Consider the following 22,593-nt stretch of genomic DNA (forward strand, 5'->3'; position numbering starts at 1 on the left):
GTCACCACGCATCACGGAACGATTCGCCGCCGAGGCCCGGAAGGAAGGACGGAAGACGTGGCTCGAATGACGGTCGACTACGATCTGATGTACGAACTTGCGCGGCGGGTATGGCATCTCCGTGATGAACTGGAAAAGAAGGAGAAGGAAGAGCGTGATTTTCCGCGCTCGGACATCGGCCCCCGTAAGCAGACGGCCGGTGCGCTCACGGACTTCTACAACGACTGGCGGAAGTCGTTTCGCGACGCCTGGCAGGTCCTGACCGACCTCGGCAACCTGCTCGACGACATCGGCAAGACCCTCTACGACGCGGACGCGGGCGTCGCCGGCTCCGCCGCCCAGCAGGCGGCCACTCTCCACCGGCAGCAGGCCGAGGCCGACATCAAGGCCTACGAGCAACGGATGGACGCCAAGCGGAAGAAGGTGCAGGCCGACGACCTCCGGATGAGGTATGCCGCCCAGGAGACCCGCTTGAAGCAGGAGCGGGCCGAACTGGCGAAGAAGCGCGCGGTTCTCGAGAAGAAGCAGGAAGAGCTCCAGAAGCGGCAGGACGAACTGCAGCGGAAGAACGACGCCCTGGACAAGGAGCAGGAGCCTCTGCGCAAACGCCAGGAGGAGCTTCAGCAGAAGCAGAAGGCGTTGTGGCGTGAGCAGTTGGACCGGCGCAACGGCCAGGAGGCGGCCCTCAAGGCCGAACAGGACGCCCAGGACGCGAAGTTCCAGGCCCTGGAGAGGGAACAGGAACCTCTGCAGAAACGCCAGGAGGAGCTGCAGAAGAAGCAGCAGGCGTTGTGGCGCGAGGAATTGGATCTGCGTCACAGGCAGGAGACTGCTTTCCTGGCGCAGCAGGCAGTCCTGCAGAGGGAACAGGACAGCTACGACGCCAAGCAGAACACCCTGCAGAAAAAGCAGGAGGCTCTCTGGTCCGAGCGCAACGCCCTCGTGCGCAAGAAGAATGCCACGCAGGCCGAGTGGGACGCCTGGCAGAAGAAACAGGACGCCCTGACGGCCGAACAGGACACCCTCTGGAAGCAAGAGGGCGAACCCCTGCAGAAGAAGTGGGAGGACCTGCACGAAAGGCAGCAGGAGGAACAGGAGAAGGCGTTCGAGCCTCTGAGCCGGAGACAGCAGGATCTGGACAAGGAGCAGGAAGCGCTCATCAAGGACCAGGAGCCGCTGGCGAAGCGACAGCAGGAACTGCTCGGTGAGCAGAAGGCCCTGTGGAAGGAACAGGGCGCCGAGCGGGAAGAGCTGGCGCAGGAGCAGCGGAAGCAACAGGACGCCCTGGACTCGCAGCGCGAGGCTCTGGGCAAGGAGCAGGACCGTTTCCAGCCACGGTCGGACGACCTCCACAAGCAGCAGGAAGCCCTGTGGAAGGACCAGGCTGCCGACGACGAGGCGCTGAAGCAGCTGGGCAAGGACGACGAGGCCCTGGGGCAGCGGGAGGAAGAGTTCCAGAAGAACCGTGCCGAGGCCTTCGAGGAGCTGGACAAGCAGGCGCCGTGGAAGCTTGAGAGCGGCAAGCCCGACCCGTTGTACATCAGGCGAGGGCAGGACCCGCATCCGGAGTCGGAACCGCCGCCCGTGCCCAAGGAGTTCGAGCGGGTCACCGAGCACGGCACCGTCAAGGTCTCGTACAGGCTCGACGAGAAGGGCGAGATCAAGGTCGACAGGAACGGCCAGCCCGTCGAGACGACGACGACCATCACCGACAACAACGGCCTCCGGTACGAGGAGACCACCACCAAGTTGTTGGGAGACGGTGACTACCGGACGGTGACCCACGGTTCCGACGGCTCCGTCACCAAGGTGGTCGTGGACTCCGACGCCCACACCGCCGCAAACCCCGAGGGGGGCTCCCCGATCCGCTACGTCGTGAACGGGGACGACGAGATCCTGCAGATCTGGAAGCAGAAGCCCGGCAGCGACGAATGGGAACTCGCGGTGTCGACCGACCCCGAGAACGAAACGCTGGGCCACCTTCCCGTCCACCTGAGGGTGGAGAGTTCCATCGTCGACGACACCGGGCGTCCGAACGACGACAAGCCCTACACCGAGACCACCAAGACCTTCCAGCCGGGCGAGTCCGGCAAACAGACCACCGTGTCGGCCTACAAGGCCTCCGACGGCTCCGTCACCAAGGTCGTCACGACCACCGACGGGGACTTCGAAGCGCGCTACGTCACCGACGCGAACGGCAAAGTCCTCGAGTTCTGGCGCAGAGGCGTCTACTACCGGGAGGACGGCACGAAGTACGTCTACCCGTGGGAGCTGGGGGCTTCCAGAAGCATCCCGGAGTACGCGGAGGACGGCTGGGCCTTCCCCGAGCTCGATGCCGAGGAGAAACGGAAGGCCGACCAGGTCACCCCATGACTCCCTGCGGGCGCCCCCCTCCCCCTACCCAGGCGCGCCCGCAGGGCCCCACCGGACTGCTGCGACCCCGGTCGTGCGCCGGCCGGTTCCACCCATCACCACATGCGCTGGTCGTTCACGACCGGCCGCACAGAAACACGAAGAGGAAACATGGCGAAGCTCCACATCGACGACGAGATGGTCGAAGCCACGGCCACCAAGCTCGACAACGCCGTCCACCACACCCTGGTGCCCCAGCTGCAGAGCCTGCAGAACGACGTCGTCAGCCTGCTCGACAGCGGCCTGGTGCTGCCGGCGAGCCGCCAGGCACTGGAGGACTCCTACACGGCCTTCAACAAGTCGGTGACAGAGGCGGTGACGAACATTACGCAGTTCGCGAAGCAGTACCGGCAGGTCAAGGACAACTTCCTCAAGACGGACGAGCAGATCAGGGACAGCATGCCCCCGACCAAGTGACCGACGGCCCCGCAAGGCCCCAGGGGTGCCGCCCCGGATCTCCCTCCCGGTCGGCACCCCTTGGGCATGTCCTCACGTTCGCCCTGGTCACGTTCTCGTGTAGAACCTCACGTTCACCTCGGCACCTCTTGAAAGTCAGAGCAGCACACATAGACTCACGCCTCAACAGGAATCACCCGTTCCGATCGTGAACGTGCTGGTCACCCTGGGGTTACCCCGGTTCACTCAGCTCAGCTCATGCCGCACGCGCGGCGCACGACCGGACCGGCACATGACAGCGACGCCGGTACTGGGGGAGGCAACCCATGAGCACGCCCACGACCAGCCCCTGCGCAGCCGGGAGCTCTCACAGACGCGATGGAAGCGCTCCCACCGCCGACGGATCCGTCCGTGAGCTCTACGAACGGCACCACGGGCCGCTCCTGCGCTACGTCAGCGGACTGCTGCGCGGCGACCGGCAGCGCGCCGAGGACTTCGTCCAGGAGACGCTGTTGCGCGCCTGGCTCAGTTCCGCGGACCAGCCACCGGGCTGGTCGGCCTCGCGGGCCTGGCTGTTCCGGGTGGCCCACAACCTGGTGGTCGACTGGACCCGACGCGAGCAGGCACGCCCCGAGTTCCACCAGGAACTCCTGGAGACGCATGCCGAACCCGTGGACCCCATCAACCAGGTGGTCCACCGCTGCTTCCTCGTGAACGCCCTCTCCCGTCTCTCCCTGCCCCATCGCGAGATCCTCTTCTACGTCTACGTCCTGGGCTGGACCGGCCCGGACGCCGCGGACGCCCTCTCCATACCGCCGGGCACGGTGAAGTCCCGGACCCACCACGCCCTGCGGGAGCTGCGCCGACGCCACCCCCGGCACCTGATGGCGGCGGCATGACGGCGGGCACCCGGGCACCCGGCCACCTCATCGCGCTGGCCAAGCCCGACACGTCGGTGTGGACGATGATCCTCGTCGCCGTCGTCGTGCTCCTGCTGCTCTTCCTCCTGCTGCGGCACGTCGTACGCAGGCACGGCGGCTGGCGGCGCTGCCGGCGACGCGTCGCCCGGGAGCTCACCCTGACCCGGCGGGCGTTCGGTGAGCCGCTGCGCGCGTACCGGCGCCACCGCCGAGGGGTCCGCACCCTGGCCCGCCAGCTGTCCGACCCCCGGGCCGGAGTGCTCGTACGCCGGTTGCTGGACGCTGCCGGGGCCGCCCTCGGCGACGTGCCCGGGGCCTTCGCCTACGGTCTGCGGACCCGGCCGGGGTGGGCCGCCGTCCAGATAGCCGCGCGGCGGCTGCCCGATCCCCCCGCTCCGTGGGAGGCCGACGACGGTCCGGGGCCGCAGTCCTGGTGCCTGGAACTCGACAACGCCGACCACGCCGCCGACGTGGCGGCGCTCCCCGACGCCGCGCCCCGCGCCGGTACGCGGGTCCGGCCGCTGCCCGTCGCCGTCGGTATGGCGGACGACGCCTGCGTCCATCTCGACCTGGCCGCCGGGCCACGGATGATCACCGTCGAAGGTGACTCCGCCGCCCGCACACGCCTGCTCCACGCGCTGGCCGCCCAGCTCGACCGGCCCGGCAGCGGAGCCTCGGTGACCGTGACGGACGGCGTTCACCCCCACCACCACGGGGAGCGGCTCGACACCGTGCTGCGGGAACTGCAGGACACGCCCCCCGCATCGGTCGCCGGGGAACCGCAGGAAGTGGTCACCGCCACCACCGGCGTCGTGGTCTGCGCAGGACCCACCCGGGAACAGGCCCGCACGCTGGGCGCGCTCGCCGCCTCCGGCACCGCCGTCTGTCTCGTCGACGGCCCGGTGCCCGGGCACAGCTGGGCCCTGCGCGTCGACGCCCGGGGCCGCGTCACCGCCCCGGAACTCGGCCTGTACGCGGACTGCGCCCCGCTGAGCAGGGCCGTCGCCGCGGCCGTACGGGCGGACCGGCGCCGCTCGCGCCGCGCACCCGAACGGGGCCGCCCGGTCGAGCAGGCCGTCGAACCGCGCGCTCTACCGGAGCGGCGGGCGCCGCAGCCCTCCGACCTCACCGAGGAACCCACGCTCCCGGTCCAGGCCTCGCCCCGCACCGTCACCGGCTCCGACCTGCTGTCCGAACCGGCCACCGCCCGCACCCGCCCCGCCCAGGCGTCCTCCACCGGCGACGAGTAGCCCGCAGCCGTACCACGTCCGGCGCCACCGCCCCACCCACTGCCTTGCTCGCCCCCAAGAACCGAAGGGGAGACGTGAAACTCCTCATCACCACCGTTGTCGACGGCGACCCCGCGAGCCGTCAGGACGTCATGCTGAGCGCCGACGCCTCCACCCCCGTGCGGGAGTTCGCCGCACACCTGGTCCGGATGCGGGCGGGCGACACCGGATCCGACATGACGAAGGCGCCCGCCGCGCCCCCCTGTTACCTGGACGGCGAAGTGCTGCCCCCCGGAGCGTCGCTGGCCGCCACCCCGGTCATGGACGGCAGCGTCATCGGCCTCGGAGCCCCCGCCGCGCCGGCCGGCACGGAGTACGGGCCCGAGCGCTCCGTGATGCCGCAGCCGCACCGGATCGACCACTCACCGGTCGTCGAACTGCAGGTGGTGGGAGGACCCGACGCCGGCCGGGTGTACGCCTGCGGCGTCGGCACCCACGGCATCGGCCCCCTGGAGGGCTCCGCCGTACCGCTGGAGGGACGCGGCGTTCCGGCCGACGGCATACGGGTCACCGTGCGCCCGGACGGATCCGCCATCGTCGAGCTGCCCGCGGACGGCACGGCCCGGCTGTCCCTCCCGGAGCCGCCGGAGCACCGGGGCAAGCCCGACCTCCCCCTGCTCCCCCTGGTGGACGAGGACGCGGACGAAGAGGAGGAGCAGGACACCGGCCCCTCCTGGGACACCGCCGACCTCCCCGACGGCTGGGAGCCCTGGCCCCTCGGTGGCGAACTCGCCGTCGGCGGATTCCTGCTGCGGCTGGCCGAACCGACGCGCAGGGACGCCGCGGTGGTGCCGTCCGAGGGCGGCGGCGGCCTGGACTACAACCGCCCGCCGCGCATCCTGCCGCACCTCGCACCCGAGCGCTTCCGGCTGCCCGCACCACCCGAGGCGCCCGGGCGCAGACCCATTCCGCTCATCATGGCGTTCGCCCCGATGGTCATGGGCATCGCCATGGTCCTCTTCTGGAACTCGTACTACTACCTGGTCTTCATGCTCGTGTCGCCGCTGATCATGGCGGCCAACCACTTCAGCGGGCGGCGCCAGGCTCGCAAGGACTACGAGGAGAAGTGCCGCGTCTACCGGCTGCGCCGCGGCTCCCTGGAGGAGGACGTCCGCTACCGCGTCGCCAAGGAGCAGCGGCTGCGGACCGAGAGCGCACCCGACCCGGCGCTGGCGGGACTGTGGGCGGTCGGCCCCGGCCACCGGCTGTGGGAGCGCCGCCACGGCGACCCGGACCACCTCGCCCTGCGGATCGGGACCGCCGAACAGCTGTCCCTGCTGGGCATCGACGACTCGGCGCGCGAGGAGAACCACACGTCGGTCCACTGGACCATCCCCGGCGCTCCCGTCAGCGTCGACCTGGAGCACTGCTCAGTGGTCGGCCTGGCCGGGGAAACCGGTCCGGTGCAGGCCCTGGCGCGGTGGATGACGGCCCAGGCCGCCGTGCTGCACACCCCCCGTGACCTGCGGATCGTCATCCTCACCGACAAGACGTCCCAGGAGTCCTGGGAGTGGGCCTGCTGGCTGCCGCACTCCCGGGACGGCCTGCCCGGATCCCGCGGAGGAGCCGTCACCCTCATCGGCAACGACCCGGAGACGGTCGCCAACCGCGTGGCCGAGCTGGTGTCCACCCTGCGCACCCGCCAGCGGGCCACCGAGTCGACCATGAGCAAGGCCCTGCTCAGCGAACCGGACGTGCTGGTCGTGATGGACGGCGCCCGCCGCCTGCGCGACGTCCCCGGTGTCGTCTCCATCCTGAAGGAGGGCCCGGCCGTCCGGATCTTCCCCCTCTGCCTGGACCACGAGGAACGCCTCCTCCCCGAGGAGTGCACTGCGGTCGTCCGGTACGAGGACCAGCGGCTGACCCTGCGCCGAACCGGACAGCCCGACGTCCCCGACATCCGCCCCGACCTGGTCGAGCCCGCCTGGTGCGAGCGCCTCGCCCGGGGCATCGCGCCGATCCACGACGTCACCCCGGACGCCTCCGAGGGCCTGCCCGACAGCGTCGGCCTCCTGGACCTGCTGGGGCTGCCGGAGCCGAGCGGCCGGACGATAGCGGCGCGCTGGACGGAGCGGCCGTCGTCCACCTCGCTGCTGATCGGCGCGGGCTACGACGGCCCGGCCGCCTTCGACCTGGTGAAGGACGGTCCGCACGGCCTGGTCGCGGGCACCACCGGATCCGGCAAGTCGGAGCTGCTGCAGACCTTCGTGGCCTCGCTCTCCGCCGTCAACCGGCCCGACGAGCTGACCTTCGTCCTCGTCGACTACAAGGGCGGCAGCGCCTTCAAGGACTGCGTCAAGCTGCCCCACACCCTGGGCATGGTCACCGACCTCGACAGCCATCTCGTCCAGCGTGCCCTGACCTCGCTGTCGGCCGAGCTGCGGCGCCGTGAGCACATCCTGGCGGCGGCCGGGGCCAAGGACCTGCCCGAATACCAGGGCATGCGCCGTCGTACCCCCGAGCTGGCACCGGTGCCCCGGCTGGTCCTCGTCATCGACGAGTTCGCCACCCTGTACCGGGAGATCCCGGACTTCATCCCCGGCCTGGTGAGCATCGCCCAGCGCGGCCGGTCCCTGGGCATCCATCTGATCCTCGCCACTCAGCGCCCGGCGGGCGTGGTCAGCGCCGACATCCGCGCCAACACCAATCTGCGGATCGCCCTGCGCGTCACCGACACCGCCGAGAGCCAGGACGTCATCGACACCAAGGACGCGGTCAGCATCTCCGCGAACACCCCCGGGCGGGCCCTGGCACGCCTCGGGCACGGAACGGTCGTCCCGTTCCAGACCGCGTACGCCGGAACCACCCGACCCGGCGCCGAACCGGTGTCGCAGCCGCAGCACCGCACGGGAGAGGACACTCCGCAGATGTGGGGGACCGACCTGCCCTGGCAGCGTCTCGGCCGTGCCATCGCACTGCCGGGGCCCGTCGCCGAGCCCGCTGCCGCCGTCCCGGACGACGACCTTCCCACCGACCTCAACGCCCTCGTCGAAGCCGTGCGCGAGGCGGCGGAACTCCTCGGCTGCGCCCCGCAGCCCAGCCCATGGCTGCCTCCGATCGACCAGAACGTACTGATCGACGACCTGCCGCAGCCCGAACCGACCGAGGGCACCCGTCTCGCCCCGGTGCCCTGGGCCCTCTCGGACCTGCCCGAGTCGCAGGCGCAACTGCCGGTCCAGCTGGACCTCGACACCTTCGGGCACCTGTACGTCATCGGCATCCCCCGCTCCGGGCGGTCGCAGGTACTGAGGACCATGGCAGGGGCGCTGGCCCGCGGCCACTCCGCCGCGGACGTGCACCTGTACGGCGTCGACTTCGCGGGCGGCGCACTGTCCGCCCTGGGCGTGCTGCCGCACTGCGGAGCCGTCGTGCCCCGCAGCGACACCGAACGGCTGGAGCGGCTGTTCGCCCGGCTCGAAGCGGAACTGGAGCGCCGCCAGGAACAGTTGACGCACCATCACGCCGCAAACCTGGCGGAGCTGCGCGAGATCGTCCCCACGGCCGCCCGCCCCGCACACGTGCTGCTGCTCATCGACGGCTGGGACGCGCTCGTCGACCTCGTCGCCGAACACAACGGCGGCCGGCAGATGGACCAGCTCACCCGCCTGTTGCGGGAGGGTGCCGCCTCCGGCCTGCACGTCGTCGCCACGTCCGAGCGCGCCCTGCTGGCCGGCCGGGCCGCCTCGCTCAACGACAACAAGCTGCTGCTGCGGCTGAACGAACGCACCGAGTACCACGCCGTGGGCAAACGCTGGCAGGAACTGCCCGACGTCATCAGGCCCGGACAGGGCTGGACCTCCGACGGCACCGAGATCCAGGTGGCCCTGCTCGGGCCCGGGGCATCCGGTCAGGAGCAGGCGGAGGCGCTGCGCGCGATCGGCGCCGAGGCGACCCGCCGCGACGCGGGACTCCCCGCCGCCCGCCGGCCCCTCCGCATCGGCTCGCTGCCCGCGAAGGTGGCCTACACCGAGGCGTACGAAAAGGTGCCCGAGGAGCTCCGCCGGCCCATGTGGGGTCTGCTGGGGCTGGGCGGCGACGAGGTCGCACCGGTGGGCGTGGACTTCGCGGACTCCTCACCGACGCTGGCGGTCGCCGGGCCGCCCGGCTCCGGCCGCAGCACCACCCTGGCGAGCCTCGCCGTCTCCCTGCTCTCCTCCGGCACCCGGCTCGTCGTCCTCACCCCCCGGGACTCACCGCTGCGCACCCTGCACGGACATCCGGGAGTACAACTGCTCACGTCACGCACGCCCACGGCACAGGAGTTCACCGCCGCCCTGGAGACCGGCAGCGAGCCCCGCGTCGTCCTCGTCGACGACGCCGACCTGCTGACCCTGCCGGACATCGAAGCGGACCTTCGTGCCCTGGTCGAATCCGGCAGGGAGCGTGGCATCGGCGTGGTCGCCGCCGCCACGGGGGACACCATGGCGGGAGCGATGGGCTGGCTGGGCGCCCTGAAACGGCAGCGCCGGGGCGTGCTGCTGGACCCCCAGAGCCTGATGGAGGGCGACATCCTGGGCGTCCGCCTGACCCACGCCCACCTGCGCAACCGCAGGACCGGCCGGGCCCTGACCGTCGACCCCCGCTCGGGGGAGCTGGTCAGTGTCCAGGTCCCCGAGGTCCACCTCGAATGACCACCGGTCGGATCAGCACTCGCCGCGCCACGTCACCTTCGTGAAGACGGCGTTGGCCCCGAAGCTGCGGGAGTACTCGCCCGGGCCGGGGTTGTAGTGCAGGCAGTCCGAGAAGTGACCGCCGTCCTCCCAGCCCCACTCGACCTGGATGTGGTCGAGGCCGGGCAGCGGCGAGCCGTTGTTGAAGATGGACATGCCGGTGGCCCTGCCCGACCAGTTCCCGGCCGACTTCAGGACCAGCCGACCCCCCTGCGACAGGTCCGAGAACATGCAGAAGTAGCCCTTGCCACAACCCGGTGGGTTCGGTGCGGCCGAGGCCGCCGGCGCCGTTCCCAGCACACCGGCGACGGCCGCGGTCGCGGCCAGGGCTCCGAGCACGCGCTTGTACATCGCTGTTCTCCCTCACGCGAAGGTCGTCTCGTCGGAAGGTCGTCCCGCCAAGGGGACGACGCGTCGGCCCCCGCCGTATGAGCCGCCCCGACCGCTGCTCACCGCCCGGTCAGCAGACCGGCACCCCGGGAACCTGGTTCTCCGGCACGCTGAGGTAGATGTTGGTCATGTAGCCGCCGTACTGGGGCAGGTAGGCCCACCAGTCGTTGACGTAGGGCGGCGCGCTGACCTGCTGGCCGCGCTTCTGGCAGCCGACCAGGACCTCCACACCGGCGGGCAGCGTGGTGACCGCCCCGGACGTGGACGTCGCCTGCGTACGGACCCGGACTCCGCTGCCCCACGTGCCGATCCAGGTGCCGGCCGGGCGCGAGGCGCCGGGGACGTTCAGCGAACGGGTCAGCCGCCCCACGTCCGAGTACGCCTTGCCGTAGGACGTCCCGCTCGGGTGCAGGGTGAAGACGGCCACGATGGAACGGTCGCCCGCGCCCACCACACCCGTCGTGTGCAGCGCCGGACGCGAGAGGTCCACGGCGTCGGCGCCCGCGCCCGACCGTGCCTTCGGCCCCGCCGCCGTCGCGGCGGTCGCCGTGCAACCGCCCGAACTGAAGCCGGACCAGCCCTGCTTGACGGCCCAGGGCCGGTTGAAGGAGCCGGCGATCCCGAAGTGCTGGTCGTAGCCGTCGGTGGCGCAGCGGGTGGACTGCCGCAGGTTGCCGAGGACGTAGTCGCGTACCGGTGCGGGAGCGGAGTCCAGCAGGTAGCGGTAGATCCTCACGGTGTCGCGGGCCGACAGAGCCGTGTAGCCCCAGTAGCCCGGGTGCGTCGACGGCGGCCGGGCGGTGTCCGTCAGACCGAGGCGCGCGACCATCCGGTCGACGATCGCGCCCCCGCCGTTGTTCGCCCAGAACGTGCTCGCGGCCGCGTCGTCGCTGCCGCGCAGCATGGTGTCGATCCGGGACCTGTCGGCGGCCGACAGGGCGTCGGGGCCGCGGTTCCAGAGAACGTCCAGGGCGATCAGCAGTTTGACCACGGACGCCGACCGGAACTGCCCGGCGGTGTTGATCTGTTCGGTGAACGTGCCGGTCTGGCGGTCGAAGACCGCGACGCCCGCCGTCACCCCGGCCGGCACGTCGGCCCGCGCCGACGCCGGCGGCGAAGGCGACGGGGACGTGCCCGGTGCGGCGGTGGCGGTGGTGCACAGGAGCGCCGCGAGGGCGGCGGCCGGCAGGCCCGCCCGCGCCGCGCGGCGACGGGCCGGCCGTGACCGGGCCCATCCGGAATCGCTGCGTGAGGTCGTCATCGTCATCCTCGTTGTCCGGTCGAGGTGCGTCGCTCGCACCACCGGCTGGACGGCGCCACGCCCCGCGCCGTATGAGAACCGGGCCGAGAAGCCCTTTGCCCCCGGAACTCTCATACGACGGGTTCACGGCACCCGTCTGCCCGGCAGGGGCCGCGAGCCGACGACACCTTCGACCGGCGTCCTCGTCCCCTCCGCGCACATCAAGTCCTGCCCCAATTCCCGACACCACACGGAGCACCCATGCCCCCTCGCCGCACCCGCCTCGCCGCCGCGAGCCTCGCCGCAGGCGCCGCGCTCTCCCTGTTCGCAGCGACCGGCACCGCCCAGGCCGGCGCCTCGGGGTTCTACGTCTCGCTGCAGACGAACAGCAACGTCCGCACGGCGCCCCACACCCAGAACGTGCCGGTCGTCAACACCGGTTCCACGAGGGACCGTTACTACCTGGACGGCGTCTGCTACGTGCACGGCCAGCGCGTCACCGCCGGCGGCTACACCACGGACGTCTGGTACTACGGCACCGTCCACGACGGCGCCGACCCCTTCAAGACGTACCGGAACGTCTGGGCATGGGGCGGCAACGTCAACATCGGCCAGGACCCGTCCGACTCCGTAGACGTCTGCGGGAACTGACCCAAGGAGGACGACACCATGGCCAAGCACCACCACCGCACCGCCGCCGTGACCCTCGCGCTCGGCGGGGTCCTCACCCTGACCGCCCTCGGCACCGGCACCGCCCAGGCCCGCGCCGACGGCGTCGTGGCGACGCTCCAGACGCACAGCAACGTCCGCGACCTCGCCTCCTCCCGCGGCGACCTGCTCGTCAACACCGGGTCCGCGCCCGGCCGGTTCTCCCAGGACATCCTGTGCTGGTACCCGGGTGAACGCGTCACGGCCGGCGGCTACACGACCAACGTCTGGTACTGGGGCGACGTCACCGACTCCGCCACCGGCAGGCTCTACGAGGGCGCGTGGGTCTGGGGCGGCAACGTCAACGTCGGCGCCGATCCCTCACCGCTGGTGAAGGAGTGCTGAACCCGCAACGAGCAGTGGCCCCTGGATTCCCAGGGGCCACTGCTCGTGTGCGGTGCCGTCGGTCGGCAGGTCGGCAGGTCAGCAGGTCGGCAGGCCCGAGTCCGGCTCGTCGTCACCGCCTCCGACGAGGAAGATCTCGCTCATGTACGCGGACGGCGCCATCCCCACCGCCGGCGTCTTGACCCACCAGGTGTGCCAGTAACCGCCGTAGGTCGAACGCCCGCCCTTGACCTGGCACAGCACCCTGAGGAACCCGCTGTCGGGCGACGTCGCGATGACCGGGGCCTGCGAGTCGGGAGCGGAGCGCAGATTGACGTTCGACCCCCAGATCGGACACCGGAACGTTCCCGGGTAGTCACGGTCAGGGGTGCAGGGCACCGAGTCGGCCGCCCGCGCGGACGAGGTGAGGCCGGGGGAGAGGAGCAGCGCGGCGGCCAGAGCGACCGCCGCGACACCCCTCGTACCGGCGAGGACGCCGGTCAGCATTCACGCACCCCCGGCAGCCAGGCGGCGGGGTGGTCGATGTAGATGTTGCTGATGTAGCCGCCGAGCGCCGGGATGTACGCCCAGGCGTCGTTGCTGTAGCCCTCGGCGTTGACCAGGTCGCCGTGCTTCTGGCACTCCACGAAGACCGGCGTCGGCCCGGTCAGCGTGCGCACGACCGCCGCGTTCAGCCGCGCGTCGGCGCGCACCCGGACCGACGTGCCCCACGTGCTGAAGTTGGTCCCGGGCGTCCCATTGCCCGGAGTGCACGGCAGGCTCACACCGCGTGCCGCCAGGTAGGGGACGGGGTCCATGCCCCGAGTGCTGGCCGTGGAGCTGTGCGCCTCGAAGTGCAGGTGGTTGCCGGAGGAGTCGCCCTCGGACCCCATGCGCGCGATCAGCTGACCGCTGCTGACCCGCTGGTTCACGGAGACGAGACGCTCGTACATGTGGCCGTACTCGGTGACCGTGCCGTCGTCGTGCTTGATGCGGATCCACTGGCCGTAGCCGCTCGCGGGACCGGAGGCGATGACGCTGCCCGGTCCGGTGGAGTAGATGGGTGTACCGCGGTTGTTGGCGATGTCGACGCCGTCGTGGCCGGAGTGCCACCACTGGGTCACCGTTCCGGCGGCCGGGCAGGACCCGGCGTAGTCGGCGGGCTTGGCGGGTGGCGCGGCGTCGGCGGCGCCGGCCGTGAGCGGGATCAGCCCGGTCGCGGCGACCGCGGCGACGAGCAGGCCGATGGACTTGGTTCGCTTGAACACGCGCATGGCGAGGTCTCCTCCGTGCAGGAAGGGGGGATCAAACGGGTTGAACGGCGTGGTCGGCGCCGCGGATCAGCAGGTGGGGACCCCGGGCAGCCAGGCCGCCGGGTCGTCGATGTAGATGTTCGAGATCCAGGCCTTGTACTTCGGCAGGTACGACCAGGCGTCGTTGCTGTAGCCCTCGGCGTGGACCATCTCCGCGTGGACCTGGCACAGCACGTCCACCGCCGTCGGCCCCGGCAGACGGGTCACGGGGGGCTTCTGGGTGCCGGCCTCCTGACGGAGGCTCACCCCGGTGCCCCAGGTCATGAACCGCTTCGTGCCCGCCGGCGGGTCCTCGGCGCCGGCGATGCGCAGGGCGCCCGCGTACTGGGCGTTCAGACGCACGTCGCTGACCATCACCAGCGTTCCGGACTCCCGGGCCTCGACCATCTTGCCGTCGCCGAGATAGATGGCGATGTGGTGGACGCTGTTGAGGTTGTTCGGGTTCGACGCCCACAGCAGCAGATCGCCCGGCTGCAGCGGGCCGAGCCCCTGGTCGCGCGAGAAGCGTGCCGTCGCGCCGCTCCACTGGGCCTGCTTCCAGGACCCCTCGGGCAGCGCGATCCCCGCTCCCTGCCAGGCCGCGTACTGCACAAGGTGCGAGCAGTCGAAGCCCTTCACCTGGCTGTCGTGGGCGCCGGGGCCGCCGTCGGGGTAGTCCTGACCGTACGTCGGGCCGTGGATGGAGCCGCCGCCCCACGAGTACGGCACCCCGATCTGCGAGCACGCGGCGTTGACGATCGCCTGCGCCTGGGCGGGCGCGCTCGTCAGGGGACGGCAGTCGGCGGCGGCCGCTGTCTTCGAGGAAAGCGGCGACGCGGCGGCGGCCATCGCCGTACCCGTACAGCTCAACGTGGTGGCGAGCAGCAGTCCTCCTGCCATCGCCCAAGTGCGGTGCGTGCGGCTCATGTGGGGTCCCCCTGGTTCGGTGCGTGCTGTGAGCGGATGTGCGAATGAGCGGGCCGATACGGTCAGCGTCGGTCGGTCTTCATGGACCGTCATGGACGGTCGGTCTTCATGGAGGAGACGGGCGAGACGCCCGGTTCGTATGCGGCGAGCGCGGCGCGCATCTTGGCGAGGCCGCGCATGCGGTTGCGCTGCACGGTGCCGCGGTGCGCGCCGAGCCGTTCACCCGCCATGTCGTGGGTCAGGCCCTCCAGGTCGACCAGGATCACGGCGGCCGCCTCCTTGGGGGACAGCCCGCTCAGCAGCGCGGTCGCCACCGCCTCGGCCTCCCTGCCGGCGAAGCCCCCGTCCCAGCTCTGCTCGGGCAACCGGTCGGTGCAGCGCTCCTGGCGCGCGGGATGCCGCCACAGGTCCCGCAGCAGGTTCAGCGCCGCCGCGCACGTGTACGCGTACGGCTGCTGCTGCCGCGCCAGGGTGCGGGCCCGGGCCCGGCGGGAGAGTCTCAGATACGTCTCCTGCACCAGGTCGTCGGCGTCGTGCGGATTGCCGGTCAGGGCCAGTAGCCGGCGCCGCAACCTCGGCATCGCGGCGGTGAACGCCTCGTCGAACTCGGCCGCGGTCATGTGGTCGACTTTGGTGGTCGTGGTCGTGGTGGTGAGCGTGTTGGAGAGGGCTGACGACTTGGTCATCGTCGTCGAGATACAGGTGTTCTCCACGGTGTTCCCCCGGGGTCTGTCTCAGCGTGCGGTCCGGCATGTGGTGCCGTCGACGTGGTGCCGCTGCCCGCTGCCCTGGCAGTCGGCCTTAGGGCCCGTCCGGGCGCGGCCGCGCTATGAGCGGCTCCGGGTGGCGGGTGCGTACAGGGCCGCAGGTGCCTCGGTCAGCAGCGCCCAGTACCGGTCGCCGTACGACCAGTGCCACCACTCGGTCGGGTAGTTGACGAAGCCCGCGGCCGTCATCGCCCGGCCCATCAGCGCCCGGTTGGCCCGCGCCTCGGCGTCGATGTTCACCGCGGCGGTACGGCAGCCGCCCGCGCTCTCCTCGGGCGTGGCGTTGACCTCGGTGCCGAGGGGGAGTTCCACCCCGTCCTCGGTGCACAGCGTCAGATCCACCGCGCCGCCGCTCACGTGCGGGGCGACCTCCGGAGGCGAGATGTAGGCGCTGGCCCACTCGCGTATCTGTTCCGGCCGGGCGCCGGCATGGGCCGCGCGCAGGGTGTCCGCGTACTCGTCGAAGTACTGTCGCTGCAGAGCGGGCGGCCGAAAGCCCTCCACCAGCAGCAGGCGCAGTCCCGGGGGCAGCGCGTCCTGGGCGAGCAGGAGCCGACGCAGGACGTCGGCCCGGACGTGCGCGTACGAACCGTCGTCGTCGGCCTTGCGCGCGTCGACCCGCAGTGCGGCCGTCTCCCGGGCGTCGACCAGAGGGTCGCCGCTCTCGGCGACGCGCGTCGCGGCGACTCGGTGATCCGAAAGCAGGATGATTTCCGTCACGCTCACAGCGTGGAGGTGAGCTCTGCAGGAACGCTGCAGATCTTCTGTAGGAAGAGATGCAGCGCTCCTGCAGAGCGGGCACTCGCGTGCCTTTGAGCGGACTGCGTCAGAAGCAGTTCTCGAAGTTCTCGGAAACGCCGGGAATGGGGCCCCAGTTGACGCCACCGCTGACATATACCGCACTGATCCAGCCGCGCGGGCCACCGGCGTCCACCTGGACCCAGTAATCGTTGACGTACTGTCCGTCCCGGAGGGTGTCGCCCTTGTTCTGGCAGTAGGCCTTGACGTTCATCCGACCGACCTTCACGCCACTGTACGGCGGGCAGGAGAACGAGCTGCACGCCCGCATGTTGACGTCGGTGGCCCAGACGTAGACGGTGGTCGTGGCCGCCGCCTGCGGGGCCGGCGCGGCCGCCACCGAAGACAGGGCGGCGCCGCACGCCGCCGCGGCGGCGACCGCCGTCCGGCGGAGTCGGGTGGTTCGCTTGCTGGGTGATCCGGTCATGGAATTCCTCCGGTCGGGGGTCGTCGATTCGCCCGGTTGACGTCCTCGGAACGGCGGTCGTATGCGTCCGACCCCGCACCACGTTCCCGGCGCTCATACGACGGGCCGACCCCGTCCGTCCAAGGGGGGAACTCGGACAGTCTTTTCGTCGGATTGATAGGAAATCCCACCGCACACCCATCGAATTCCGGCCACTCGCCGTCCACACCGGTCCGCCGTGAAAAAAGGCAGACCGGTAAGAGGCATGCCTGTCGGTGGGCGCCGGTATCTTGTCCCTGACTTGCGGGAACGTGAAATCGGGGGACACGGTGGACGTTCGCCTTCTGGGGCCGGTCGAAGTGTCGAGCGGCGGCACTCGAATTCCGCTGAACGGTGCCAAACCGACGGCCATACTCGCCGCTCTCGTCGTCCATCTCGGTGAGGTGTTGTCCGCCGGGCGTCTGGTCGACCTGGTCTGGGAGGAGGAACCTCCCGCCACCGCGCGGGCGCTGGTCGCCACGCACGTCTCCGGACTGCGCCGCGCGCTGGCCGGCACGCAGGGCGGCGAGGTCATCCGCACCCGCTCCCCGGGCTACGTCGCGGAACTGCCGCCCTCCGCCGTGGACGCGCGTCGCTTCGAGGAGGCGTGCGCGGCCGGCCGCAGCGCGGCGCTCGACGGGCGAGCCGAGGAAGCCGTCGAAACCCTTCAGGCGGCGACGCGGCTGTGGCGCGGACAGGACGCCCTGGAAGGCCTCGGCCAGTCCTTCGCCCGCGTGGAGGCCATGCGCCTGGCGGAACTCCGCCTGGAGGCACAGGAGTTCCGCTTCGCCGCCGAACTGGCCCTGGACCGTCGCACGGACCTGGTCGCCGAACTCGTCGCCCACGTCGCCGCAAACCCCCTGCGCGAGCGCCCGCGCGGTCAGCTGATGACCGCGCTGTTCCGTACCGGCCGGGGGGCCGACGCGCTGCGCTGCTACGAGGAGGGCCGCCGCCTCCTGCGGACGGAGCTGGGCATCGACCCCGGCCAGGAACTGCGCACGCTCCACCAGGCCTTGCTCCGCGCGGACACGACCGTGCTCGGGGGAACCCCGGCCCGCCGCGGGGCCACGCCCACCGCGGGAAGCCCCACCCCCGAACAACCACCGGCCCCCGCGCGTGGGGGGAGCGCGGACACCCCTCTCCCACACCCGCGGCAGCACCGTTCCGAGCCGCCGTACGACGGATCCGGCCGTCCGGCGCCCACCCAACTCCCGCCCGACGTGGCGGACTTCGTCGGACGCGGCGAGCAGATCGCCTGGGCGACCGCCCTCCTCGGCCAGGTGCGGGACCCGCGGCGCACCGCACCGCCCATCGGCGTGATCTCCGGCCGGTCGGGCACCGGCAAGACCGCCCTGGCCGTCCACGTGGGCCACCGCACCGCCGAGCTGTTCCCCGACGGACAGCTCTTCGTCGACCTGCGGGCCTCGGACTCCGAACCCGTGCGGACCGCGGACGCCCTCGCCCGGCTGCTGCGCGCCCTCGGCGTGGACTCCGACACCCCGGCCCGCGACGAGGAGGACCTCCTCGGGCTCTACCGCACGCACATCGCGCGGCGCAGGGTGCTGCTCATCCTCGACAACGCCGTCAACGAAGCGCTGTTGCGCCCCCTGCTGCCCCCGGGCGGCGGCTCGGCCGTACTGATCACCGGCCGCCGCCGACTCGTCGCACTCGAAGGCGCCGCCCACCTCGATCTGGGCGTGCCCTCCGAGGCGGAGGCCCTCGACCTGCTGGCCCGGGTGGCGGGCCCGGCACGGCCCACCACGGAACCCGGCCAGGCCGCCGAGATCGTCGCGCTGTGCGGACGCCTCCCCCTCGCCGTCCGCATCGCCGGCGCCCGCCTCGCCGCCCGCCCCCACTGGACACCGTCGCGGCTCGCGGCACGGCTCCGCGACGAACGCCGCCGCCTGGACGAACTCCAGGCCGGCGACCTGGAGGTGCGCGCCGGCCTCGGGCTCGGCTACGCCGACCTCGACGCCCAGGAACAGCGCGCCCTTCGGCGCCTGGCCCTGATGGACCTGCCCGACTTCGCCGCGTGGGTCGCCGCACCGCTCCTCGACGTGACCGCCGACGACGCGGAGGACGCCGTCGAACAACTCGTCGACTGCCACTTCGTGGAGGTCGTGCGCACCGACGAGACGGGCAGAACCCGCTACCGCATCCACGATCTGGCACGCGAGTACGCCCGCGAACGCTGTCTGGCCGACGAGGACCGCCACGACAGGGAGGCGGCGATACTGCGCCTGGTGGACCGCTGGCTGACCATGTCCCGCAGCGCGGCGACCCGCGGCCCGGGCGGCGCGTCGAGGCTCTTCTCGCCCGCCGTGACGAACGAGCCGAAGCGACGGGCGGACGAACCGACACAACCGGCGGGCGGCGCGAGAAGACCCGACGACGAGCCGGCACACCTCACCGACGAGCCGACCGCCTGGTTCGCGGCCGAGCAGCGGTGCCTGCTCGCCGCGGTCACACACTGCGCGGAACACGGGATGCTCGACGCCGCCCGCGAGCTGGCCGCCGCCCTCATGGCGGCCTCCGCGGCGCTCTACAACCAGTTCGACGCCTGGTCCCGCTCCCACGACGTGGCCCTGGAGGCCGTGCGCCGCGGCGGCGACGTGGAGGGCGAGGCCTGGCTGCTCAACGGGCTCGGCCAACTCCGCCTGGAACAGGACCGCTTCGACGAGGGACACGCCTTCTTCACCGCGGCACTCCGCCTCTTCGAAGAGCGAGCCGTACGACGCGGCCGCGCCGACGCACTGTCCGGCATGGGCGCGGCACGCCGCGAACAGGCCCGCTTCACCGAAGCCCTGACCCTGCTGACATCGGCGCTCGAGCTCTACCGGGAGCCGGAGGACACCGCTGCCATGGCCCACGTCCAGTACGGCATCGGCTGCGTGTACCGGGACCAGGGCCGCCACGAGGAGGCGTGGGACGCGCTGACCCGCTCACACCGGCTGTACGTGACGGCACACGACCGGCACGGTGAAGCGCTCGCCCTGCGCTCCCTGGGCCTGTGCCACCGGGCGCGGGGCGACCTGACGAGTGCACAGGCCCTGCTGCGGCAGTCCCTCGACATCTTCGAGGAGACGGGCGACGCCTTCGGCGCCATGTACGCGAACCAGTCCCTGGCCAAGGTCGAGTTCCGCCAGGGCCGCATGACCGAGGCCCGGAGACGCCTGGACCAGTGCCTGGAGATCACCCGCGAGCGCCAGGACATGTTCGGGGAGGCCCTCGTCCTGCGCACACTCGGCGAATGGCATCTCGCCGCGTCCGACCGGGAGTCCGCGACCGACACCCTGCGACAGGCCCTCGCCCTGTGGGAAAAACTGGAACTGCCCCTGTGGCGCGCCCGCACCCTCCGCGACCTGGGCACCGCCGAACTGGCCAAGGGCGACGCACGCACAGGGCGGGAGCTACGACAGCAGGCGCAGCACATCTTCCGCGAACTCGGCAGCCGCGAGGCCCTGGAGGCCCCGGACCCACCGGACGTCGCGCGGCCCTGACGCACCCACCCCCGGACTCATACGTGGCGCGACCGCCCTCCGTCACCCGGGTGGACGGCGCGGCATCCGCCGCCCGCGACCCCCGCCGGGAGAGGAATCCACCATGCCGAACACCGCACGCATGACAGTCAGAGCGCTGCGCTCACTCGCCGGACTGCTCGTCGTCGTAGCGTCCATCCTGATCTCGGGTGCGCAGCCGGCGGCCGCCCACCCGCCGTCCGGTTCCGTGTACGTGTACGCGAGCGACGTACGTGTGCGCACGTGCCAGAGCACCTCCTGCGACCTCGCCACCACCGAGCGGCTGACCAGAGTCAGGGTCCAGGCTTACTGCCAGATGGACGGCGGAGCGCAAGGCCGCGTGACCGACGGCCCCTACACCAACACCTACTGGGTGCAGATCATCACGCCGGGCAGGACCCTCGGCTGGATCTCGGCGGTGTTCGTCAGCGGCGGCTCCAACAACTCCCCGGTGCCCGGCGCCCCCGTCTACGCCCCCGGAGACGCGGACGTCGACTGCGAGTTCATCTGACCCCGGGCAGACCGACGCGAACGCCCGCCACGACGCTCACGTGAAGTCGGAGTAGGCGAGATGGGCCGCGCACACCCGGCACCGGAAGAGATACGCCGTCGGCTGGTCGTCCTTGTCCAGCGCGCCGAGGTAGTGCTCGGTCCGCTCCGCGGGCCGGCCCCAGCCGCTCATCTCCTGCCGCATCGCCTCGACCGCATCGGGATGGTCCGCGAGTTCGGCGGCACCGACGCGGCCCAGGAAGGCGGCGCCGTCCCCGCAGTGCAGCAGCCACTGCGCCTCCTGCCACCCGGAGAACCCCGGCGTGCGCTCGGCGATGGCCGACAACACCTCCCTGGGCACGTCGTCCCCCACGGCACCTCCACAGAACTGAGCCTCGTACGTCGCGGCCGCGCTCCCGTCGGCGATGCACCACGGGCACAGCCGACCCCCGGGTTCCTCCACGGCGTACACCGGCCCGACGTACACGTGACCGCGTGCTTTCCCGCAACACGCACACACCGCGTCGGCGGCCACCACGGAGCCGGTGGCGAGGGGATCAGGGTGGTAGGGAAACCCCGGAAGCGGCTCAGTCACGGTCACTGTCCGCCACAACGCCCGTGAAGAGGGGCTCGTAGGGCTCGTCCTCCGGCGTGAACACGAGGACGTAGGCCTTACCGGCCCCGGTGACGACCTCACGCAGACGGGCCAACACGTCGGCCTCGCCGGGGAGTTCCAGGCCGAGGGCCGCGGCGACCCGCTCCTGCCGAGCCGCGAGGTCGGGCATGTCCTCCAAGTATTCCGCGGCGAGTTCCCGGCTCTCCTCCGCCGTGAACGCCTGGCAGCCGTGCCACCAGGGTGCCGTCAGCAGAAGCCGCAGGAGTTCGGGCAGACCGACGGCGACGAGCGCCGCGCCCCCTTCGGAGTCCGCGTACAGGATGGGACGTTCCTCGCCGCCCGCACCGCAGAAGAAGAAGGTGCCCCCTGCCCCGTCACCCGCGAACCCCTCCAGCGCGGCGCCCGAGGCGAGGTGCACCTCCTCGCCGTGGTCGCGTCGGTCCAGGTCGAAGTCGCCCGGCCAGGCGAGGAAGGCGGCGACGTCGTCGTGCCTGAGGATGGAGCTGATCAGCGACATGCGCGGCACTCTAACGGCCTGCACTGACACACACGGTCGAATGCCGGGCGCGCGGACCGCGGAGCCCGCGCGCCGGGAATGCGGAGGGTCAGACGACGGAGTGGACGAGCTGGCTGCTCAGCTCGTAACGGGCACCGGCGACGGCGAGTTGCCCGCTCTTCACCTTCGCCGCGAGGTCGGGCTCCGCGGCGAGCCGGGAGCGGACGGCCCGTACGTTGGCGTCGATGGTCGCGTCGACGCGCGCGTCGCCCTCCTTCGTACGGTCGATCGAGGGGCGTATCTGGTCGGCCAGGTACTGGATGTGGGCGGGCAGCCGCCCTCCGGAAACGTCCGCCTCGACCGCCGCCCGCACGGCACCGCACGACTGGTGCCCGAGCACCAGGACCAGCGGTATCCCCAGTTCGAGCACCCCGTAGGCGACGCTGCCGATGACGGCCTCGTCCAGGACCTCGCCGGCGCTGCGCACGGTGAGGAGGTCACCGAGGCCCTGGTCGAAGACGAGCTCCGGAGGAACACGGGAGTCCACACAACCGAGCACGACAGCGAACGGATGCTGACCGGACGTCAGGCTCCGCCGCGTCGCGGGCGTTTCGTCCGGGTGCCTTTCCCGGTAGGTGCGCCAGCGCCGGTTGCCGGCCGCCAGCTCCCGCAGAGCCTCCTCCGGCGTGCTGGGGCGGGGGCGCGGGAGGCCGGGGGTGGCGGCGGAGGCGGGAGCCGCGCCGAGGGCGATGCCGCTGCCGAGGGCGGCGGCCCCCGTCAGCCCTGCCCGAATGAGGGCTCGCCGGGGCGTGGCAGCGGGGGCGGTCGGCACGAGACCGACGGATCTGTGGGAGGTGACGTCAGAGTTCACGGAGAGGAACGTATGTCCGAGCACG

At 71.5% G+C, this 22,593-nt stretch carries 20 protein-coding genes; 9 read left to right on the forward strand and 11 right to left on the reverse strand.

Features of this window, described 5'->3' with window-relative positions:
• Positions 1–57: 57 nt before the first annotated feature.
• From ACFYWX_RS31615 to ACFYWX_RS31635, 5 genes are all read left to right on the forward strand, one after another.
• Positions 58–2,373: a hypothetical protein gene (locus ACFYWX_RS31615; protein WP_389427933.1), complete on the forward strand. Its 2,316-nt coding sequence runs from the start codon at positions 58–60 to the stop codon at positions 2,371–2,373.
• Positions 2,374–2,523: 150 nt separating this feature from the next.
• Entirely contained in the window at positions 2,524–2,829 is a 306-nt protein-coding gene (locus ACFYWX_RS31620) for a hypothetical protein (RefSeq protein ID WP_389427935.1), read from the forward strand.
• A 305-nt stretch (positions 2,830–3,134) separates the two neighbouring features.
• The gene (locus tag ACFYWX_RS31625; protein WP_389427937.1) at positions 3,135–3,707 is read left to right on the forward strand and encodes a sigma-70 family RNA polymerase sigma factor; all 573 of its coding nucleotides are present in this window, start codon (positions 3,135–3,137) and stop codon (positions 3,705–3,707) included.
• A complete protein-coding gene (locus tag ACFYWX_RS31630; RefSeq protein WP_389427939.1) occupies positions 3,704–4,978 on the forward strand; it encodes a hypothetical protein in 1,275 nt (424 codons plus the stop codon). The genes ACFYWX_RS31625 and ACFYWX_RS31630 overlap by 4 nt, the downstream gene beginning before the upstream one ends.
• A 74-nt stretch (positions 4,979–5,052) precedes the next feature.
• Positions 5,053–9,648, forward strand: a complete 4,596-nt coding sequence (locus tag ACFYWX_RS31635) for an FtsK/SpoIIIE domain-containing protein (protein ID WP_389427940.1) — start codon at positions 5,053–5,055, stop codon at positions 9,646–9,648.
• Positions 9,649–9,660: 12 nt separating this feature from the next.
• On the opposite strand, the gene ACFYWX_RS31640 is transcribed toward ACFYWX_RS31635, so the two are convergent.
• Positions 9,661–10,038 carry a hypothetical protein gene (locus ACFYWX_RS31640; RefSeq protein ID WP_389427941.1) on the reverse strand — a complete coding sequence of 126 codons (378 nt, stop codon included), beginning with the start codon at positions 10,036–10,038 and terminating at the stop codon, positions 9,661–9,663.
• Positions 10,039–10,147: 109 nt separating this feature from the next.
• On the reverse strand, positions 10,148–11,338 hold the full coding sequence (locus ACFYWX_RS31645) for a hypothetical protein (protein ID WP_389427942.1): 1,191 nt from the start codon (positions 11,336–11,338) through the stop codon (positions 10,148–10,150).
• A gap of 240 nt (positions 11,339–11,578) precedes the next feature.
• On the opposite strand from ACFYWX_RS31645, the gene ACFYWX_RS31650 reads away from it, so the two are divergent.
• Positions 11,579–11,968 (forward strand): hypothetical protein, encoded by a 390-nt coding sequence (locus ACFYWX_RS31650; protein ID WP_389427944.1) that lies wholly within the window; start codon positions 11,579–11,581, stop codon positions 11,966–11,968.
• 18 nt (positions 11,969–11,986) lie between these two features.
• Positions 11,987–12,370: a hypothetical protein gene (locus ACFYWX_RS31655; protein WP_389427946.1), complete on the forward strand. Its 384-nt coding sequence runs from the start codon at positions 11,987–11,989 to the stop codon at positions 12,368–12,370.
• A gap of 78 nt (positions 12,371–12,448) precedes the next feature.
• Here the strand turns inward: ACFYWX_RS31655 and ACFYWX_RS31660 are convergent, their stop codons facing one another.
• The 6 genes from ACFYWX_RS31660 to ACFYWX_RS31685 form a co-directional block, all read right to left on the reverse strand.
• Positions 12,449–12,856, reverse strand: a complete 408-nt coding sequence (locus tag ACFYWX_RS31660; RefSeq protein ID WP_389427948.1) for a hypothetical protein — start codon at positions 12,854–12,856, stop codon at positions 12,449–12,451.
• A complete protein-coding gene (locus ACFYWX_RS31665; protein ID WP_389427950.1) occupies positions 12,850–13,623 on the reverse strand; it encodes a M23 family metallopeptidase in 774 nt (257 codons plus the stop codon). Before ACFYWX_RS31665 ends, ACFYWX_RS31660 begins: the two co-directional genes overlap by 7 nt.
• A gap of 66 nt (positions 13,624–13,689) precedes the next feature.
• Complete coding sequence (locus ACFYWX_RS31670) at positions 13,690–14,568, reverse strand: C40 family peptidase (RefSeq protein ID WP_389427952.1); 879 nt, start codon at positions 14,566–14,568, stop codon at positions 13,690–13,692.
• Positions 14,569–14,657: 89 nt separating this feature from the next.
• Positions 14,658–15,188: an RNA polymerase sigma factor gene (locus ACFYWX_RS31675; protein ID WP_389428105.1), complete on the reverse strand. Its 531-nt coding sequence runs from the start codon at positions 15,186–15,188 to the stop codon at positions 14,658–14,660.
• 207 nt (positions 15,189–15,395) lie between these two features.
• Complete coding sequence (locus ACFYWX_RS31680) at positions 15,396–16,055, reverse strand: M15 family metallopeptidase (RefSeq protein WP_389427954.1); 660 nt, start codon at positions 16,053–16,055, stop codon at positions 15,396–15,398.
• 106 nt (positions 16,056–16,161) lie between these two features.
• Positions 16,162–16,560: a hypothetical protein gene (locus ACFYWX_RS31685; RefSeq protein ID WP_389427956.1), complete on the reverse strand. Its 399-nt coding sequence runs from the start codon at positions 16,558–16,560 to the stop codon at positions 16,162–16,164.
• 308 nt (positions 16,561–16,868) lie between these two features.
• On the opposite strand from ACFYWX_RS31685, the gene ACFYWX_RS31690 reads away from it, so the two are divergent.
• Together ACFYWX_RS31690 and ACFYWX_RS31695 are read left to right on the forward strand one after the other, a co-directional pair.
• The gene (locus tag ACFYWX_RS31690) at positions 16,869–20,078 is read left to right on the forward strand and encodes a BTAD domain-containing putative transcriptional regulator (RefSeq protein WP_389427958.1); all 3,210 of its coding nucleotides are present in this window, start codon (positions 16,869–16,871) and stop codon (positions 20,076–20,078) included.
• A 103-nt stretch (positions 20,079–20,181) separates the two neighbouring features.
• Positions 20,182–20,607: a hypothetical protein gene (locus ACFYWX_RS31695; RefSeq protein ID WP_389427960.1), complete on the forward strand. Its 426-nt coding sequence runs from the start codon at positions 20,182–20,184 to the stop codon at positions 20,605–20,607.
• Between the two features lie 36 nt (positions 20,608–20,643).
• On the opposite strand, the gene ACFYWX_RS31700 is transcribed toward ACFYWX_RS31695, so the two are convergent.
• From ACFYWX_RS31700 to ACFYWX_RS31710, 3 genes are all read right to left on the reverse strand, one after another.
• Entirely contained in the window at positions 20,644–21,180 is a 537-nt protein-coding gene (locus tag ACFYWX_RS31700) for a CbrC family protein (protein WP_389427962.1), read from the reverse strand.
• Positions 21,173–21,718: a hypothetical protein gene (locus ACFYWX_RS31705; RefSeq protein WP_389427964.1), complete on the reverse strand. Its 546-nt coding sequence runs from the start codon at positions 21,716–21,718 to the stop codon at positions 21,173–21,175. The genes ACFYWX_RS31700 and ACFYWX_RS31705 overlap by 8 nt, the downstream gene beginning before the upstream one ends.
• Positions 21,719–21,806: 88 nt before the next feature.
• On the reverse strand, positions 21,807–22,568 hold the full coding sequence (locus ACFYWX_RS31710; RefSeq protein WP_389427966.1) for a carbonic anhydrase: 762 nt from the start codon (positions 22,566–22,568) through the stop codon (positions 21,807–21,809).
• Positions 22,569–22,593 lie beyond the last annotated feature (25 nt).

It is taken from the genome of Streptomyces sp. NPDC002888 (assembly GCF_042888465.1).
In the GTDB taxonomy this organism is placed as follows: Bacteria; Actinomycetota; Actinomycetes; order Streptomycetales; family Streptomycetaceae; genus Streptomyces.

What these genes read in the sequence shown, in the direction of transcription:
- ACFYWX_RS31620 (WP_389427935.1), top strand. Translation starts at nt 2,524, where the DNA reads ATGGCGAAGCTCCACATCGACGACGAGATGGTCGAAGCCACGGCCACC.
- ACFYWX_RS31625 (WP_389427937.1), top strand. Translation starts at nt 3,135, where the DNA reads ATGAGCACGCCCACGACCAGCCCCTGCGCAGCCGGGAGCTCTCACAGA.
- ACFYWX_RS31630 (WP_389427939.1), top strand. Translation starts at nt 3,704, where the DNA reads ATGACGGCGGGCACCCGGGCACCCGGCCACCTCATCGCGCTGGCCAAG.
- ACFYWX_RS31640 (WP_389427941.1), bottom strand. Translation starts at nt 10,038, where the DNA reads ATGTACAAGCGCGTGCTCGGAGCCCTGGCCGCGACCGCGGCCGTCGCC.
- ACFYWX_RS31645 (WP_389427942.1), bottom strand. Translation starts at nt 11,338, where the DNA reads ATGACGACCTCACGCAGCGATTCCGGATGGGCCCGGTCACGGCCGGCC.
- ACFYWX_RS31650 (WP_389427944.1), top strand. Translation starts at nt 11,579, where the DNA reads ATGCCCCCTCGCCGCACCCGCCTCGCCGCCGCGAGCCTCGCCGCAGGC.
- ACFYWX_RS31655 (WP_389427946.1), top strand. Translation starts at nt 11,987, where the DNA reads ATGGCCAAGCACCACCACCGCACCGCCGCCGTGACCCTCGCGCTCGGC.
- ACFYWX_RS31660 (WP_389427948.1), bottom strand. Translation starts at nt 12,856, where the DNA reads ATGCTGACCGGCGTCCTCGCCGGTACGAGGGGTGTCGCGGCGGTCGCT.
- ACFYWX_RS31665 (WP_389427950.1), bottom strand. Translation starts at nt 13,623, where the DNA reads ATGCGCGTGTTCAAGCGAACCAAGTCCATCGGCCTGCTCGTCGCCGCG.
- ACFYWX_RS31670 (WP_389427952.1), bottom strand. Translation starts at nt 14,568, where the DNA reads ATGAGCCGCACGCACCGCACTTGGGCGATGGCAGGAGGACTGCTGCTC.
- ACFYWX_RS31675 (WP_389428105.1), bottom strand. Translation starts at nt 15,188, where the DNA reads ATGACCGCGGCCGAGTTCGACGAGGCGTTCACCGCCGCGATGCCGAGG.
- ACFYWX_RS31685 (WP_389427956.1), bottom strand. Translation starts at nt 16,560, where the DNA reads ATGACCGGATCACCCAGCAAGCGAACCACCCGACTCCGCCGGACGGCG.
- ACFYWX_RS31695 (WP_389427960.1), top strand. Translation starts at nt 20,182, where the DNA reads ATGCCGAACACCGCACGCATGACAGTCAGAGCGCTGCGCTCACTCGCC.
- ACFYWX_RS31705 (WP_389427964.1), bottom strand. Translation starts at nt 21,718, where the DNA reads ATGTCGCTGATCAGCTCCATCCTCAGGCACGACGACGTCGCCGCCTTC.